Here is a 15781-nt window from a genome sequence, read left to right as displayed (position 1 = left end):
CGGCTGGGCCGCCGGAGCCGCCGGAGCCGCCGGGGACGCCGGAGCCGCCGGGGACGCCGGAGACGCCGGAGCCGCCGGGGACGCCGGAGACGCCGGAGCCGCCGGGGACGGCTGGGCGGTGGGTGGCCTCGGGGTGGGGCGGGGGCCGGTCATGTCACTGACGGTAGGTGCCGCCCGCCCCGATGTCGGTAGAGCTGGGCATAGTCCTCGTGGTCGAGCCTGCTTCAGGCGGTGAGGCCCCAGGTGATCTCGGGGAGCCCTGCGTCGGTCAGGGCCTTGTTCGTGGCACTGAACGGACGGGTGCCGAGAAAGCCGCGAGGGTTCATCGGGCTGGGGTGACCGGCTTCGAGCACCACGTGCTCCGGGTTCGTGACCAGCGCCGCCTTCTTGCGCGCATAACTACCCCACAGCAGGTACACGACGCGATGATCGAGCGTGTTCACGGCACGAATCGTGGCGTCGGTGAACTCCTCCCACCCCTTGTTCGCATGCGAACCAGGCTTACCACCCCGCACCGTGAGCACCGAGTTGAGCAACAGGATGCCCTGCTCCCCCCACGCGGTCAGCTCGCCGTTCGTCGGCATCTCCGTGCCGACGTCAGCCGCCATCTCCTTGAACACGTTGCGCAGCGACGGCGGCACCCGATTGCCCGCACGGACGCTGAAGCACAGCCCGTGCGCCTGGTTCGGCCCGTGGTACGGGTCCTGCCCGAGCAGCAACACCCGAACGTCGTCCGGAGCGCACAGCCGGTACGCGGAGAACAGGTCGTCGACCGGCGGGTAAACGGTCTGTTCCGCGTACTCCCGCTCGACGAAACGCCCGAGCTCCGCGACCCGGTCGCGATCGAGGAACGGCGTGAGAACGGCCTGCCAAGGCTCGGGCAGCAAGGCGATGAGGTCGAGTGCCATGCCCAGCAACCTAAGCCACCCCTACGACACTTCGCGGACCGCCCGAAGTAGACCCAGCCCTACCCCGGCTACACCACTCTCCCGCAGTGACCGCAGGCGCCGGGGACGGTTCGCTGGACGCATGCTCGCCACCGACACGACCACCGGGGTCGCCGCCGCGCTGCACGGCGTCCGGAAGGTCTACCGCACCCGCAGCCAGCACGTCACCGCGCTCGACGGCGTCTCGCTCCTGTTCCCCGCCGGCTCGTTCACCGCCGTGATGGGCCCGTCCGGATCCGGCAAGTCGACGCTGCTGCAGTGCGCGGCCGGGCTCGACTCCCCCACCGAGGGCGCGATCGAGGTCGCTGGCGTCCAGGTCCACAAACTCAACGAGGTGCAGCGGACCCTGCTGCGCCGCGACCGCATCGGCTTCGTGTTCCAGTCGTTCAACCTGCTTCCCTCGCTGACCGCCGCGCAGAACGTCGAGCTGCCGTTGCGGTTGGCGAAGCGGCGGCCGTCGGGCTCCGAGGTGCGTGACGCGCTCGCCGCGGTCGGACTCGCCGACCGCGCGCGTCACCGCCCCACCGAGCTGTCCGGCGGCCAGCAGCAGCGCGTCGCGATCGCCCGCGCGCTGATCACCCGCCCGGCGGTGCTCTTCGCCGACGAGCCGACCGGCGCGCTGGACAGCACCACGTCCCGCGAGGTGCTCACGTTGCTCCGCGGGATCGTCGACCGGGAGCACCAGACGGTCGTCATGGTGACCCACGATCCGGTGGCGGCCTCCTACGCCGATCGGGTGGTTTTTCTCGCCGACGGGCGCCTGGTCGGCGAAATTGTCGGCCCCACCCCCGATGCTGTCGCAGCCCGACTCGCTCACCTGGAAGCCTGATGTTCACGCTGACCACGTTGAAAGCCCGCTGGACCGGGCTGCTCGGCACGATCGTCGCCGTGGCGCTCGGCGCCGCGCTGATCAGTGGCGCCGCGGAACTGCTCGCCGGCGTCGGCGCGCGCGACGGGCTCTCGACAGCGCTCACCCTCTACACCGAGACGCCGATCGTCGTGCAGGGCGTCCAACGGGACGACGGTTCGATCGTCGCGGCTCCCCCGCCGCCTCCGCGCGGCCTCGCCGACCGGCTCGCGAAAGTTCCGGGGGTGACCGCTGCGATCCCCGACCGCGCGTTCGCGGCGCGGGTCGCGGGTGCGGGCGTCGACGAGGGCCGCGGCTGGGCCAGCGCCCGGTTGGCCGGCGCGCGGCTGGTGTCCGGCGCGGCGCCCGCCGACGGCGAGGTCGTGCTCGGGCGCGAGGCCGGGGTCGCGCCCGGCGCGACGGTGACCGCCCGCCTCGCGGACGGCGACCACCGCCTGCGGGTGTCCGGTCTGGTCGACAAGCCCGCCGTCTACGTCTCCGACTCCGATGCGGCCCGGTGGGGAACGGTCCGCGCCGTCGGGGTCCTCGCCCCGACGTCCGCTGTCGACGCCGTGCGCCGCGCCGCCGGACCGGACGCGGTGGTGCGGACGAGGGGCGACCGGTGGTTCGCGGAGCCGGCCCCCGAGCGTCAGCAGCTCGACGACGCCACCGCGCTGCTCGGTATCTCCGCCGGGATGGCCGGGTTCGTTGCGATCTTCGTGGTCGGTTCGACGTTCGCGTTCGCGGTGTCGCAGCGTCGCCGGGAGTTCGCGTTGCTCCGGCTCGTCGGCGCGCAGCCGCGGCAGGTCAGCCGGTCGGTGCACGTCGAGGCGCTGATCGTCGGTGGCCTGGCCGCGGCGGTCGGATCGCTGCTCGGCATCCCGCTCTCGGCGGTGTACACGGTGCTGTTGGACAACGCCGGGCTGGTGCCCGACACGTTCGCGCCGCAGGCCCGGTTCTGGCCGCTGACGATCGGGTTCGGCGTCGGTCTCGTCGTCTCGGTGATCGGATCGTGGGCCGCCGCCCGGCGGGCCGGCCGCGTCCCGGCGATCGACGCGCTCCGCGACGCCACTGTGGAGCGTCGCACGATGACCGTCGGCCGCTGGATCTTCGGTGTGCTGTTCCTGGCTGGTGCGATCGCGTCGATCGTCGCGGCCGTCGGGGTGGACGGTGAAGGCGCGATCGCGCTGACGGTCTTCGTCGGTGAGCTGTTCGTGGTGGCGTTCGCGTTGCTGGCGCCGGTGGTCATTCCACCGGTCATCCGGCTGGTGACGGCACCGCTGGTGGCCGCGCGCGGCGCCGGGCCGATGCTGGTGCGGCAGGGGGCGCTCACCGCGGTGCGGCGAGTGGCGTCGACGGCGGCGCCGGTGCTGGTCACGGTCGGCGTCGCGGGGTCGATGATCGGAGCGATCGCCACGCTCGCCGACGCTACGGACGCCGATCTGCGGGCGCGGCTGACGGCCGATGTGATCGTGGTGCCGTCGGACGGCCCCGGGCTGAGCACGGCGGTTCCGGACGCGATCCACGCCGCCGTGCCCGACGCCACGGTGTCGTCGATGCTCGCGACCACCGTGTGGGAGGTCGTGCCGAAGAACGCGGACGGCGTCTACGAGGGCCACGACCTCAGTGGGTCCGCGCTCGGCGTCGACCCGGCAACCCTGCGCAGCACGATGGACGTCGCGGTCACGAAGGGCTCGCTGGCCGATCTACGGCCGGGCACCGTCACGGCGTCGGACATCTCGGGGTTGGACGTCGGCGACACCGTGACGTTGACGTTCGCCGATGGGGTGACGTCGAAGCTGCGGGTGGCGGCAATCGTGGCATCGGTCCAGTCCACGAGCGTGATGTTGCCGATCGAGACGGTGCGGGAGCACGACCCGGCGGCACTCGCCGATGCGGTGTACGTGCGGGGAGGCTCGTCGGACGCGGTCAACGCCGCGGTGGCACCGCTGGGCGGGCAGGCGATCGACCGCACCGCCTACGCCGATCTCCGCAGCGAGGAGGCCGACGAAGGGAACCAGCTCGCGCTGACCGCGCTGCTGGGGGTCGCGCTGCTCTACACCGGGCTGGCGATCGTCAACACGCTGCTCATGGCGACGTTCGACCGCCGACGGGAACTGGCGCTGCTGCGCCTGTCGGGCGCGACACCACGCCAGGGCCTGCGGGTCGTGGTCGCCGAGGCGGCACTGGTGGTGCTGGTCGGAAGCGGGCTGGCGATCGCGGCGACTGTGCTCAGCCTGCTCGGGCTCACCACCGCGCTGTCCCGGGTCATGGGCTCCGTGAGTCCGTCGATCCCGTGGATCCCGCTGGGGGTGTCGATCGCGGTCTGCCTGGTGCTGGCGATAGGCGCGAGCGCCCTACCGGCCTGGTCACTCCTGCGCCGCCCACCCGTCGCAGCCTGACCGCTGCGCCGCGGCGACGTCGCCGCTCGGCGCGGAAGCGCTGCACGGTTCGTGCCCCCGTAGGGGGCTCAATCCGTGCAGCGCCAGTGGACTAGCTCTTCTTGGCGGAGTCCTTGGCGTCGCCGGTGGAGAGCGCAGCGATGAAGGCTTCCTGGGGCACCTCGACGCGGCCCACCATCTTCATGCGCTTCTTGCCCTCTTTTTGCTTCTCGAGCAGCTTGCGCTTCCGGGAGATGTCACCGCCGTAGCACTTCGCGAGGACGTCCTTGCGGATCGCGCGGATGTTCTCGCGGGCGATGACCCGGGCTCCGATCGCTGCCTGGATCGGCACCTCGAACTGCTGCCGCGGGATCAGCTCGCGGAGCTTCTGGGTCATCGTCGTGCCGTAGTTGTAGGCCTTGTCCTTGTGCACGATCGCGCTGAACGCGTCCACCTGCTCGCCCTGGAGCAGGATGTCGACCTTCACCAGGTCGGCCGCCTGCTCGCCGGTGGTCTCGTAGTCGAGGCTGGCGTAGCCCTTGGTGCGTGACTTCAGCTGGTCGAAGAAGTCGAAGATGATCTCGGCCAGCGGCAGCGAGTACCGCAGCTCCACCCGGTCCTCGGACAGGTAGTCCATGCCCTGGAGGGTGCCGCGCCGGGACTGGCAGAGCTCCATGATCGCGCCGATGTACTCGCTGGGAGCCAGCACCGTGGCGCGGACCACCGGCTCGAACACCGATTCGATCTTCCCGTGCGGGAACTCGCTCGGGTTGGTGACGATGTGCTCGGTCGTGTCGTCCATGACCACGCGGTAGACGACGTTCGGCGCGGTGGCGATCAGGTCGAGGCCGAACTCCCGCTCGAGCCGTTCCCGGACGATCTCCAGGTGCAGCAGGCCGAGGAAGCCGACGCGGAAGCCGAAGCCGAGCGCGGCCGAGGTCTCCGGCTCGTACGCGAGCGCGGCGTCGTTGAGCTGGAGCTTGTCGAGCGCCTCGCGGAGGATCGGGTAGTCCGAGCCGTCGATCGGGTACAGGCCGGAGAACACCATCGGCTTGGCCTCGGCGTACCCGGGGAGGCTCTGCTGCGCCGGCTTGGCGTTGTTGGTGACCGTGTCACCGACCTTCGACTGCCGGACGTCCTTCACACCGGTGATCAGGTACCCCACCTCACCGACGCCGAGCGCGTCGGACGGCACCGGCTCCGGCGAGATGACGCCGAGCTCCAGCAGCTCGTGGGTGGCCGCGGTGGACATCATCTTGATGCGCTCGCGGGAGTTGAGCTGACCGTCGATGACACGGACGTAGGTGACGACGCCGCGGTAGGTGTCGTAGACCGAGTCGAAGATCATCGCCCGAGCCGGGGCGTTCGCGTCGCCCTTGGGAGCCGGGAACTGGCGGACGATCTCGTCGAGCAGCGGCTGGACGCCCACGCCGGTCTTCCCGGAGACCCGGAGGCAGTCCTCGGGCTCACAGCCGATCAGCTTCGCGAGCTCCTCGGCGTACTTCTCGGGCTGCGCGGCCGGCAGGTCGATCTTGTTCAGCACCGGAATGACGTGCAGGTCGTTCTCGAGCGCCAGGTAGAGGTTCGCGAGCGTCTGCGCCTCGATGCCCTGCGCAGCGTCGACGAGGAGGACGGCACCTTCGCAGGCGGCGAGGGACCGGGAGACCTCGTACGTGAAGTCGACGTGGCCCGGGGTGTCGATCATGTTGAGGACGTGAGTGGTTCCATCGAGTTCCCAGGGCAGGCGGACCGCCTGGGACTTGATCGTGATCCCGCGCTCGCGCTCGATGTCCATGCGGTCCAGGTACTGGGCTCGCATCTGACGCTCGTTGACCACGCCGGTCATCTGCAGCATGCGGTCGGCCAGGGTCGACTTGCCGTGGTCGATGTGCGCGATGATGCAGAAGTTGCGGATCAGGCTCGGGTCGGTCGATCCCGGGCGCGGCGTCGGGGGCACGCGGGTGTCCCTCTCTTCCTCTGGAGAACGTCACTAGGTGCGGGGCTGCCCGGCGCACCGGTCACGCCGGTTCGTCAGCGGCGTCGCTCTCAATTCTCCCACGCCTGGCACGGTGGTGCGGATGCCGGGCGGCGGGGGCCGCGCGAGCGGCGTTTTGAACACATCGCGGCACAGCTGGTAGCCTGGCTCTTCGCGCGGTGGGCGCGCGATGTGCGCTGCTCGACGAGAGTGTTTCGCACGAGAGCATCCCGCCATCGCCGGAACCGTCCAGCACAACACGACCAGACCGAGGCTTACGCGTGGCGAATATCAAGTCCCAGATCAAGCGCATCAAGACCAACGAGAAGGCGCGCCTGCGGAACAAGGCCGTCAAGTCGTCGCTCAAGACGGCGATCCGCAAGTTCCGTACCGCCGCCGACGCGGGCGACCGTGACGTGGCTCTCGCCGAGCTGCGCAACGCTTCCCGCGCGCTCGACAAGGCGACGAGCAAGGGCGTCATCCACGCCAACCAGGCCGCGAACAAGAAGTCGGCCATGGCGAAGCGTGCCGCTGCTCTCTGAGCCCGCTCGCACGGAAGGCACCGCCCCTTTTCGGGGACGGTGCCTTCGTCGTTTCGGGGCCCTAGCGCTGGTCGGCGTCGGGTAGGGGCTCGAGGGGCACAGTCGCGTCGGTGTCCGGCTCGACCTGAATGATCCCGAGCACCGCTGTATCGGGCTCTTCGTCGACGGGCACGCCGTGGCCCGCGGCGTCGGACGGCGGCACATCCGCTCGCGCACGGGGCCGGCGCGCGGCGTGGGGATCGGGCAACCTCCCGGCGACGACGTCGTTCAGCTTCACCATCGCCGCCACCACGGCCGGTGTCGCGAGCACGCCCCACCAACTCACCAGGTCGGCAAAAGCGAGCAGCATCGCGACGACGATCGAGCCCTCGAAGAACAGCGCACACAGCACCTTGCCCGGCTCCACGTGCCGCAGGCACAGGATCCGCGCATACAGCGGCCGCCGCTCGTTCTCCTCTGGTCCTTCCCGGAAAGCCGCGAGTAACCGCGCCGTCACCTGACTTCCCGAGCCGAGACGATCGCGAGCACCGCCCGTTCCAACGCGTAGTTCCGGTCGTCGGCGCCACCCTTGACGTCGGCGTTGGCGGTGGCAGCTGCCCGGGCCGCGGAGGCCAGCCCGGCCTGCGACCAGCCCCGACCCTGACGCTGCGCCCGCTCCACCTTCCACGGCGGCATCCCGAGGGTGCTCGCCAACTGGTAGCCGCTCCCCTTCGCGCCGGCCACCCGCGCCACGCTCCGGACGCCGTCCGCCAGAGCGTCAGCGATCGGCACCGGGTCGACGCCGATCGCGAGAGCCCAGCGCAGCGCTTCCAGGGCGGCCGCGGTGTCACCGATCATCGCGGCGTCGGCGACCGTGTAGCCGCTGACGTCCGCGCGCCCGCGGTGGTACTGCCGCACGGCCTCGAGGTCGACCCGACCTCCCGTGTCGGCCACCAGCTGGCTACACACGGACGCGAGTTCACGCAGGTCGGAGCCCACGGCGTCGAGAATGAGCGAGGCGACCTCCTCGCTCGCCTTCCCTCCGGCGCGGCGGATCTCATCGCGGACGAAGTTGATCTTTTCGCGTTGTTTGGTGATCTTGGCGACGGTTGTGGTCTCCGCGCCGGCCTTCTTGAGCCCGTCGCTCAGCGCCTTGCCGCGCGCCTGACCGAGGTGGGTGACGACCAGGATGATCCCGCTGCTGGGGTCCTTCGCGAGCGCGGTGGCGTGCGTGACGAGCGCGGCGGCGAGGTCCTTGCCCGCGGTGTGGGCGTCGCGGGCAATGAGCACTCGCGCCTCGGCGAACAGCGACGGGCTGAACAGCTCCGGCAGCGCCCCAGGGGTCAGCTGGGTGAGGTCGAGTTCGCGGACGTCACACTCCGGGTCCGCCGCACGCGCGGCGGCGACCACGTCGGCGACCACGCGTCCCGCGAGGAAACTCTCGTCCCCGAGGACGAGGTGGAGCGGCGCGAGTGAGGGGGCGGCCGAGCCAGGCATGACGCACATCGTTGCACGCTGCGCGGAACGGTGCGGTCCCACGCTGCCGGTGTGCACCATATGTCACTCCCGACGCCCTCGAACCGCTGTGGAAAGCGTGCCGTCGGCGAGGGTGACCACGGCCAGGTCGCCGCTCAGGTCGGTCCGCAGCACCCGGGCACCCCGTTTGGTCAGGTGCGCGAGCACGGCCGGAGCGGGGTGACCGTAGTCGTTGTCGACCCCGACCTCCACCAGCGCCACCCGCGCGGCCGCGGCGTCGAGGAACGCCGGTTCGGACCACGCGGAACCGTGATGGGGAACCTTCAGCACGTCGACCTTCAGCGGTTCGCGCGTGCCGAGCAGCGCCCGCTCGGCGTCGTGCTCGGCGTCGCCAGGCAGGAGAACGGACACGGATCGCACCTGCGCGCGGAGAATGAGGCTGTTGTTGTTCGGATCCGACCGGGTGCCACGCAGCACCCGCAGCGGCCCCAGAACCCGGAGGCCTACCGCTCCGGCGGTCAGCCGCTTCCCCGCCGTCAACTGCACGATACGGACGCCATGCCGACGCGCCTCGCGGCTCACCGCCGCAGCGCCTTCGGCAGGTTCACGGAACGGCCCGATCGCGATCGCGCCGACGCTGCGGCCGCGCAGCACGCCGTCGAGGCCGCCGATGTGGTCGAGGTGCAGGTGGCTGAGGAACAGGATCGGGACATGATCGACGCCCAGTCGTCTCAGGCACGCGTCGACCGGGGCGGGATCGGGTCCGGCGTCGACCACGACCGCGGACGCGGTGCCGGCACGCAGCACCACAGCGTCGCCCTGACCGACGTCGCACCCGACCACGGCCCAGCCCGGTGGGGGCCAGCCGGGTGCCGCCACGCGGATCGGCAGCACGGCCACGACCACGGCAGCGCAGACGACGGCGATCAGGCGACGCGCTAGCCGCCAGCGAGCCGCGAATGCCCCGGCGACGAGCAGCGCCGCGAGCATCCAGCCGCCCGCGGCTCCGCCCGGCCAGGGCAGCAGGCCGTCGGGCACGCGGGCGCCCCGCTCGGCCACCTCCACGAGCCACCGTGCGGGCCACTGCCCGAGCCAGGCCAGGGCGGTGGCGAACGGCATCGCGACGGGGGCCGTCACCGCCGCCAGGAGGCCGAGCACGGTGGCGGGGGCCACGGCCGGTGCCGCGAGCAGGTTCGCCGGGATCGCGGTGAGGCTGACCGTGCCGGTGAAGGCCGCGATCAGCGGCGAGCAGGCGACCTGCGCAGCGGCGGGCACCGCGAGGGCGTCGGCAGCGACGCCTGGCACGCCGCGGCGCTTGAGCGCCGCTGACCAGGTCGGTGCGACGAGGAGGAGACCCGCGGTCGCGGCCACCGACAGCGCGAAGCCCGGTGCGGCGGCCAACGCGGGGTCGACGAGCACCAGGAGCACGATCGAGACGCACAGCGCGGGGACGGCGGCCCGGGGGCGGCCGAGGGCGAGGGCGAGTAGCCCGAGGCCGCACATCGCGGCCGCTCGGACGACGCTCGGTGACGGGCGGGCGAGGATGACGAAGCCGGCGATCGCGAGGGTGGCGAGTGCGGCGGACCAGCCGGGGCCGGCGCGGATGCCGCGGAGAGCCGCGAGCACGAGCCCGGCGAGGATCGCGAGGTTCGCCCCGCTGACCGCCGTCAAGTGGGTCATTCCGGTTTGCTGGAACGCGTCGGTGACGGCGGGGTCGAGTTTCGAGGTGTCGCCGACGACGAGGCCTGGGAGGAGGCCGCCGGGTCTGTCGGGGAGTGGGGCGCAGGCCTTCTGGAGGCCGGTTCGCAGTGAGCCGGCCGCGCGCTGCAGCCAGGGTGGTGCGCCGATCTTTCGGGGTTGGGCGGTGGTGCGGAGGACCGCGGCGGTGAGGTCTCGCCGTTGGGGGGCGAGGAGGCGGCCACCGTCGACGGTGACGCGTTGGCCCGGGAGGAGACCTTCCCAGCCGGGGTGCTCGCCGAGGACGAGGAGCCGGCCGGACGTTGCGTGACCGGCCCCGTCGAGCGTGATGTGCTCGGCTGAGGCCGTGATCACCCAGAGCGGGGCGCCGCCCCGTCGCGCGGCTGCCGGGCGCGGGTCGTCGCGCACCACGAGCTGCATCTCGACCGTTCCCGGGCGTTGCACCGCCCGGGCCAGCGCGCCGGTGTCCCGCTCGACCAAGCGGGGAGCGGTCGCCGCAGCCCCCATCCCCACTCCCAATGCGACCCCCACCACCCCCAACGCCACCCCACCCCACCGCCCCATCCCGCGCCCCGTGCCGCCTCCCGCGGTTCGGGCGGGGTGGAGGGTGAGGGTGGTGAGGGCTGCGGTCAGGGCGGCGCCGGCCGCCACGGCGGCGGCGTGCCAGGGGCCGTGGGCCAGGCACCACCAGGCGGCTAGCCAGGCGCCCAGTGCCGGGCCGCAGAGCCGTAGGTCGACTGGGGCTCGGGCTACGGCTGCCGGGCGGTCGGTGTCGGGGCGGCTCATACCCGGACCAGGGGGCGGAGTTTCTCGAAGCGGCTGTCGCCGATGCCGTCGACCTCGCGGAGTTGGTCGACGGAGCGGAAGCCTCCGTGCTCGGTGCGGTAGGCGACGATCCGATCGGCCAGTACCGGGCCGACTCCCGGTAGCGCGTCGAATTGGTCGACGGTAGCGGCGTTGAGATCGAGTGGGGCATTCGCGTCCGCAGGGGCGCCTGGGTTTCCCGGTGCGGGCGCGGCGGCACCGGGCACTCCGACCGCGATCAGTTCGCCGTCCAGGACCTTGCGGGCGAGGTTCAGCGAGCTCAGGTCGGCGCCCGGTAACGCGCCACCGGCGGCGTTCAACGCGTCCGCGACCCGTGCGCCGGTCGGGAGCCGCACCAGGCCGGGGCGGCGTACGCGCCCGGAGACCGCTACGACGGTCATCGACGGCGACGCCGCGGCCGACTCGGACGGCGCTGGTGCGTCCACGATCGTCGCGGTGTCGACCGGCTCCGCATCGGGCCGCGCCCGCCAGGCCGCAACCCCGGCCACCAGCGCGACGACGATCGCCACGACCGCGAGTGTCCACACTCCACGCCGCCCCGGCCCGAGCGCCGCGTTCCGCATCCCCTCCGGCATCCACCGCCGCCACCCGCCCTCCCCCACGTCGAGCACCTCACCTTCCCGACGAGCCGGCTCCCCCCTCAGCTCGCTCACCAGCGCCCCCGCCTCAGCCTCCGCCGGCGGCGCCCCCCGCGGATGCCCCGCCGTCTTGGGCGCAGTCGGACGATCCGCCGTGTGAGGTGCAGTCGAGTGGTCCGAGGGGGAGGTTGCGCGCGTCGGCCACGTGGTGCCCGAGATAGCCCGGGGCGGCCAGGCGCCGCGCGCGCCCGCCCCGCGGTCACTGGCGCCTGCATCCGCCGCGCGACCACCGGCCGCACCGTGGGCGCACGCGCCCGCCAGCGCTACTACGCGTGACTGCGCGATCGAAGCGGTTCGTGCAACCTCTCGGCGTCCCATGGCGGCCGACCGTAGGCGCGCTCCCCCACGCCTCACCGCCGCAAAAGCCCTCGCTGTGCACAACCCCGCCCGCTGTGGACAGCCACCACGCGGTGCGCCCCCGCGCTAGGGGTGGCGCGTTACCGCTACCCCGACCAAGCCCGGCCCCACGTGTGCCCCCACCGTCGGGCCGACCTCGCCGGTCAACACCCGGCCCAACTTCGGTACGCGCTCGAACAGCCGCTCCCGCAGCGCCTCGGCGCGCTCCGGCGCGGCCAGGTGCTGCACCACGAGATCCGCCCCACCGACCCCGGCAGCCGCAATCGCGAGCGCTTCGAGCTTCGCCAACGCCCGCGCGGACGTCCGCACCCGCTCCGCGACGACGATCTGCCCGTCCTCCACCCGCAGGATCGGCTTCACCGACAGCGTCGTCCCGATCAGCGCGGCCGCCGCGCTGATCCGCCCGCCGCGCCGCAGATGCTCCAACGTGTCCACATAGAACAGCACCGTGCTGCGTTCAACGGCATCCAGAGCCGCCGACACCACCTGCGAGTCGGACCCACCCGTCTGCGCCACGCTGGCCGCCTCGAGCACCGCCGCCCCGAGCCCCATCGCGATCGACCGCGAATCCACGACCGTCACCGGCCCGGGAGCCGACGCGGCCGCCAGCATCGCGGCCTCGTACGTCCCTGACAGCCCCGCCGACAGGTGAATCGACACCACCGACGAATAGCCCCGCCGAAAAGCGGTCTGATACGCCTCACTGAGCGAGTGCGGCGTGGCCCGCGACGTCGTCACCGGGCCCCGCCCCTGCCGCAGCGCCACCGCCACGTCAGCCGAACTGATGTCGATGCCCTCACGACCGGTCACCTCGCCGATCGTGACGAAAGTAGGCACGATGGTCAGATCGTACCGAGCCACCAAGTCACGCGGGATGTCAGAGGTGGAATCGGTAACAACGGCGACGTGCGGTGCCATGCACGAAGATTAGCCTCGTTCGGAGGCCTTGATCAGCTCATCGTCCGGGGCCGGCTCGGCATCAGCGGCCGTCGACGGCTCGTCGTTCGACGCAGCACCGGTCAGCGGTCCGACGTTGTGCGCGTGCAGACGCCAGCCCCGCGTCGACGAGAGCCGCAACTCCGTCCACCGGCAGTTGCCCAGCGCCGCGAGCTGCGCGGCCACCTCGTCGGTCCAACCCGTCAGGGCCTGGACCGCGCGTCGGGCCGCACCGCCGTGACAGACGACGACCAGCGTGCCGTCGACGACACCCAGCGCGTCAGCCAGCGCGTCCCGCATCCGGGCCACGACCTCGGCCGGGCGCTCGATCCCCGGCACGTCCGGGGTCTCGCCGCGCTTCCACACGGCGTACTCGGCCGGCCACCGCTCGGCGAGCTCGGTGTGCGACATCCCCTGCCAGGGGCCGAAGCCGGTCTCGCGCAGCCGGACATCGGTGCTGACCGGAAGCCCGGTCAACGCGGCCAGCGCCTCGGCCGTCCGGAACGCCCGCTGCAGGTCACTGCTGACGATCGCATCCGGCTGCTCGGCCGCCAGATACGGCGCGGCCTGCGCTGCCTGGCGCACACCCGTCTCGTCGAGCGGCACGTCGGTCTGGCCCTGGATCCGGCCGGCCGCGTTCCACTCGGTACGTCCGTGCCGCCAGATCAGGACCCGGCGTGCCGTCACTGCTGATTACCGCTGTCGGCCAGCGCAGCGTCCACGAACGGGATGACCGGGCAGTCCTTCCACAGCCGCTCCAACGCGTAGAACGACCGCTCCTCGGCGTGCTGGACGTGGACGACGATGTCGACGAAGTCGAGCAGCACCCAGCGCCCTTCCCGCTCGCCCTCCCGGCGTACCGGCTTGGCTCCCAGGCCCAGCAGCTTTTCCTCCACCGAGTCGACGATCGCCGACACCTGACGCTCGTTCGGCGCCGACGCGATGACGAACGCGTCGGTGATGACGAGCTGCTCACTGACGTCGAGAACCACGATGTCGGTGGCGAGCTTGTCGGAGGCGGCTTGGGCGGCGGCGAGCGCCAGCTCGTTCGCACGGGCGGAGACGGCCACGGCGGCCCCTTCCTGTCACTGACAATTCCACCTCAAGCCTCTCACGTCCCGGCTCGAATCGTCGGAGTGAGGCCGCTCGGCGTCGAAACGTAACCGCGCAACATCCGTCCAGAGGCGACAGAAGGAACTACGGCCGGTACAGGCGCCGTTTCTCGATGTATTGAACAACACCGTCGGGTACCAGGTACCAAACCGGCAAATTCGCCCGCACCCGGTCCCGGCAACCGCTGGACGAAATCGCCATCGCCGGAACGTCGACGAGAGTCACCGCATCCTGCGGCAGGTGCTCGTCCGAGAGCGTGTAACCGGGCCGGGTCACACCGATGAAATGGGCCAGGTCGAAGAGCTCGTCGACGTCTTTCCACGACAGGATCGCCGACAGCGCGTCCGCACCGGTGATGAAGAACAGTTCGACGTCCGAGCCACGGAGTCGACGCAGGTCACGCAACGTGTCGATCGTGTAGGTCGGGCCCGGGCGGTCCACGTCCACCCGGCTGACCGAGAACCGCGGATTCGACGCGGTGGCGATCACCGTCATCAGATAGCGGTCCTCGGCCGGGCTGACCTCGGAGTCGTCCTTCTGCCACGGGTTCCCGGTGGGAACGAAAACGACCTCGTCGAGCGCGAAGAGACTGGCGACCTCGCTGGCAGCGACGAGGTGGCCGTGGTGGATCGGGTCGAACGTGCCGCCCATGATCCCGACCCGCCGAGGCGGACGCCGTTCACTCATCCGGAAATCTTCGCATCTCGGCAGCGAAGACCCCGGAAGCCCAACCGTATTGGGAGCCTCGTCACGTCAGTGAACCAGCGACCTCACCGCACGTGGCCATCACCCGTCACCAGGTAGGACGTGCTCGTCATCTCCGGAAGACCCATCGGGCCACGCGCGTGCAGCTTCTGCGTCGAGATTCCGATCTCCGCGCCGAAGCCGAACTCGCCACCGTCGGTGAAGCGGGTCGACGCGTTCACCATCACCGCGGCGCTGTCGAGCCGCGAACTGAACCGGCGGACGGCTCGGGTGTCCGACGACACGATCGCCTCGGTGTGCTCACTGCCCCACTTCCGGATGTGCGCCACGGCCTCGTCCACCGAATCGACGACGCGAACCGCGAGATCCAGCGAGTTGTACTCGGTTTCCCAGTCAGCGTCCGTCGCCGGTACCGTCTGCGGCCCCTCCGCGACCAGCGCAGCCGAATCGGCATCGACGTGCAGCGTCACGCCGGCGGAGTGCAGCGCGGCCCCCACGACGGGCAGGAACTCCGACGCCACCGAACGATGCACCAGCAGCGTCTCCGCCGAGTTGCACACGCTCGGCCGCTGCACCTTGGAGTTCATCGTGATCGACGCGGCCATCTCCAGGTCGGCGGCGGCATCGACGTAGACGTGGCAGTTGCCCACCCCGGTCTCGATCACCGGCACGATCGAGTTCTCGACGACGCTCTTGATCAGCCCGGCGCCACCGCGCGGAATGATCACGTCGACCAGGCCACGGGCCCGCATCAGGTGGGTGACCGACTCGCGGTCGACACCCGGCACCAGCTGCACCGCGTCCGCCGGCAGACCGGCCTTCGCGGCCGCCTCCGACAGCACCCCGACGAGCGCTGTGTTCGAGTGGTACGCCGACGCCGAGCCTCGCAGCAGAGCTGCGTTACCGCTCTTCAGACACAACCCCGCGGCATCCACCGTCACGTTCGGCCGCGCCTCGTAGATGATTCCGACGACGCCGAGCGGGACGCGGATCTGACGCACCTCGAGCCCGTTCGGCAGCGTGTAGCCGCGCACGACCTCGCCGATCGGGTCCGGCAGCCCGGCCACGTCACGCAGGCCCTGGGCCATCCCGGCGATGCGCTCCTCGGAGAGCGCCAGCCGGTCGAGCATGCCCGGAGCCAGCCCCGACTCCCGGCCGGCGGACAGATCGCGCTCGTTCGCCGCGAGCACCGAAGCCGAAGCTGCCTCCAGCGCATCGGCCATCGCCAGCAGCGCCGCGTCCTTCTCCGCCCGCGAGAGCGGCGCGAGCTCGGCAGCGGCTTCCTTGGAACGGGCCGCGACGGCGCGGACCTCCTGCTCGGTCGTCATCGCCTGCTCCTTCGCCTGGGATTGTTCAACAATC

General features: G+C 71.5%; 14 protein-coding genes. 3 read left to right on the top strand and 11 right to left on the bottom strand.

The window, feature by feature from the left end; translation table 11 throughout:
* Positions 1-224 precede the first annotated feature (224 nt).
* The gene (gene ung / locus ACGFY5_RS06675; protein WP_392718037.1) at positions 225-908 is read right to left on the bottom strand and encodes a uracil-DNA glycosylase; all 684 of its coding nucleotides are present in this window, start codon (positions 906-908) and stop codon (positions 225-227) included.
* A gap of 121 nt (positions 909-1029) precedes the next feature.
* On the opposite strand from ung, the gene ACGFY5_RS06670 reads away from it, so the two are divergent.
* Positions 1030-1776, top strand: coding sequence for an ABC transporter ATP-binding protein (locus ACGFY5_RS06670; RefSeq protein ID WP_392718035.1), 747 nt, complete (start codon positions 1030-1032; stop codon positions 1774-1776).
* A complete protein-coding gene (locus tag ACGFY5_RS06665) occupies positions 1776-4196 on the top strand; it encodes an FtsX-like permease family protein (RefSeq protein ID WP_392718033.1) in 2421 nt (806 codons plus the stop codon). The genes ACGFY5_RS06670 and ACGFY5_RS06665 overlap by 1 nt, the downstream gene beginning before the upstream one ends.
* Positions 4197-4287: 91 nt before the next feature.
* On the opposite strand, the gene lepA is transcribed toward ACGFY5_RS06665, so the two are convergent.
* Positions 4288-6132: a translation elongation factor 4 gene (gene lepA / locus ACGFY5_RS06660; RefSeq protein ID WP_392718031.1), complete on the bottom strand. Its 1845-nt coding sequence runs from the start codon at positions 6130-6132 to the stop codon at positions 4288-4290.
* 299 nt (positions 6133-6431) lie between these two features.
* Here lepA and rpsT point away from each other — a divergent pair, with 299 nt between their 5' ends.
* On the top strand, positions 6432-6692 hold the full coding sequence (gene rpsT, locus ACGFY5_RS06655) for a 30S ribosomal protein S20 (protein WP_392718029.1): 261 nt from the start codon (positions 6432-6434) through the stop codon (positions 6690-6692).
* A 61-nt stretch (positions 6693-6753) separates the two neighbouring features.
* On the opposite strand, the gene ACGFY5_RS06650 is transcribed toward rpsT, so the two are convergent.
* From ACGFY5_RS06650 to ACGFY5_RS06610, 9 genes are all read right to left on the bottom strand, one after another.
* On the bottom strand, positions 6754-7188 hold the full coding sequence (locus ACGFY5_RS06650; protein ID WP_392718027.1) for a hypothetical protein: 435 nt from the start codon (positions 7186-7188) through the stop codon (positions 6754-6756).
* Positions 7185-8168 (bottom strand): DNA polymerase III subunit delta, encoded by a 984-nt coding sequence (holA, locus tag ACGFY5_RS06645; RefSeq protein WP_392718025.1) that lies wholly within the window; start codon positions 8166-8168, stop codon positions 7185-7187. The genes ACGFY5_RS06650 and holA overlap by 4 nt, the downstream gene beginning before the upstream one ends.
* 63 nt (positions 8169-8231) lie before the next feature.
* Positions 8232-10631, bottom strand: coding sequence for a ComEC/Rec2 family competence protein (locus tag ACGFY5_RS06640; protein WP_392718023.1), 2400 nt, complete (start codon positions 10629-10631; stop codon positions 8232-8234).
* The gene (locus ACGFY5_RS06635; protein ID WP_392718021.1) at positions 10628-11323 is read right to left on the bottom strand and encodes a helix-hairpin-helix domain-containing protein; all 696 of its coding nucleotides are present in this window, start codon (positions 11321-11323) and stop codon (positions 10628-10630) included. Before ACGFY5_RS06635 ends, ACGFY5_RS06640 begins: the two co-directional genes overlap by 4 nt.
* Positions 11324-11731: 408 nt before the next feature.
* The gene (locus ACGFY5_RS06630; protein ID WP_392718019.1) at positions 11732-12583 is read right to left on the bottom strand and encodes a DegV family protein; all 852 of its coding nucleotides are present in this window, start codon (positions 12581-12583) and stop codon (positions 11732-11734) included.
* A 9-nt stretch (positions 12584-12592) separates the two neighbouring features.
* Positions 12593-13288, bottom strand: coding sequence for a histidine phosphatase family protein (locus tag ACGFY5_RS06625; RefSeq protein ID WP_392718017.1), 696 nt, complete (start codon positions 13286-13288; stop codon positions 12593-12595).
* On the bottom strand, positions 13285-13671 hold the full coding sequence (rsfS, locus tag ACGFY5_RS06620) for a ribosome silencing factor (RefSeq protein WP_392718015.1): 387 nt from the start codon (positions 13669-13671) through the stop codon (positions 13285-13287). Before rsfS ends, ACGFY5_RS06625 begins: the two co-directional genes overlap by 4 nt.
* 127 nt (positions 13672-13798) lie before the next feature.
* Positions 13799-14401 (bottom strand): nicotinate-nucleotide adenylyltransferase, encoded by a 603-nt coding sequence (gene nadD, locus ACGFY5_RS06615; protein WP_392718013.1) that lies wholly within the window; start codon positions 14399-14401, stop codon positions 13799-13801.
* Between the two features lie 83 nt (positions 14402-14484).
* Positions 14485-15780 (bottom strand): glutamate-5-semialdehyde dehydrogenase, encoded by a 1296-nt coding sequence (locus ACGFY5_RS06610; protein ID WP_392718685.1) that lies wholly within the window; start codon positions 15778-15780, stop codon positions 14485-14487.
* Position 15781: the final 1 nt, after the last annotated feature.

The sequence above is a fragment of the Cryptosporangium sp. NPDC048952 genome (genome assembly GCF_043197895.1).
Lineage (GTDB): Bacteria > Actinomycetota > Actinomycetes > Mycobacteriales > Cryptosporangiaceae > Cryptosporangium.
This window is presented reverse-complemented; position numbering and strand designations above follow the sequence as displayed.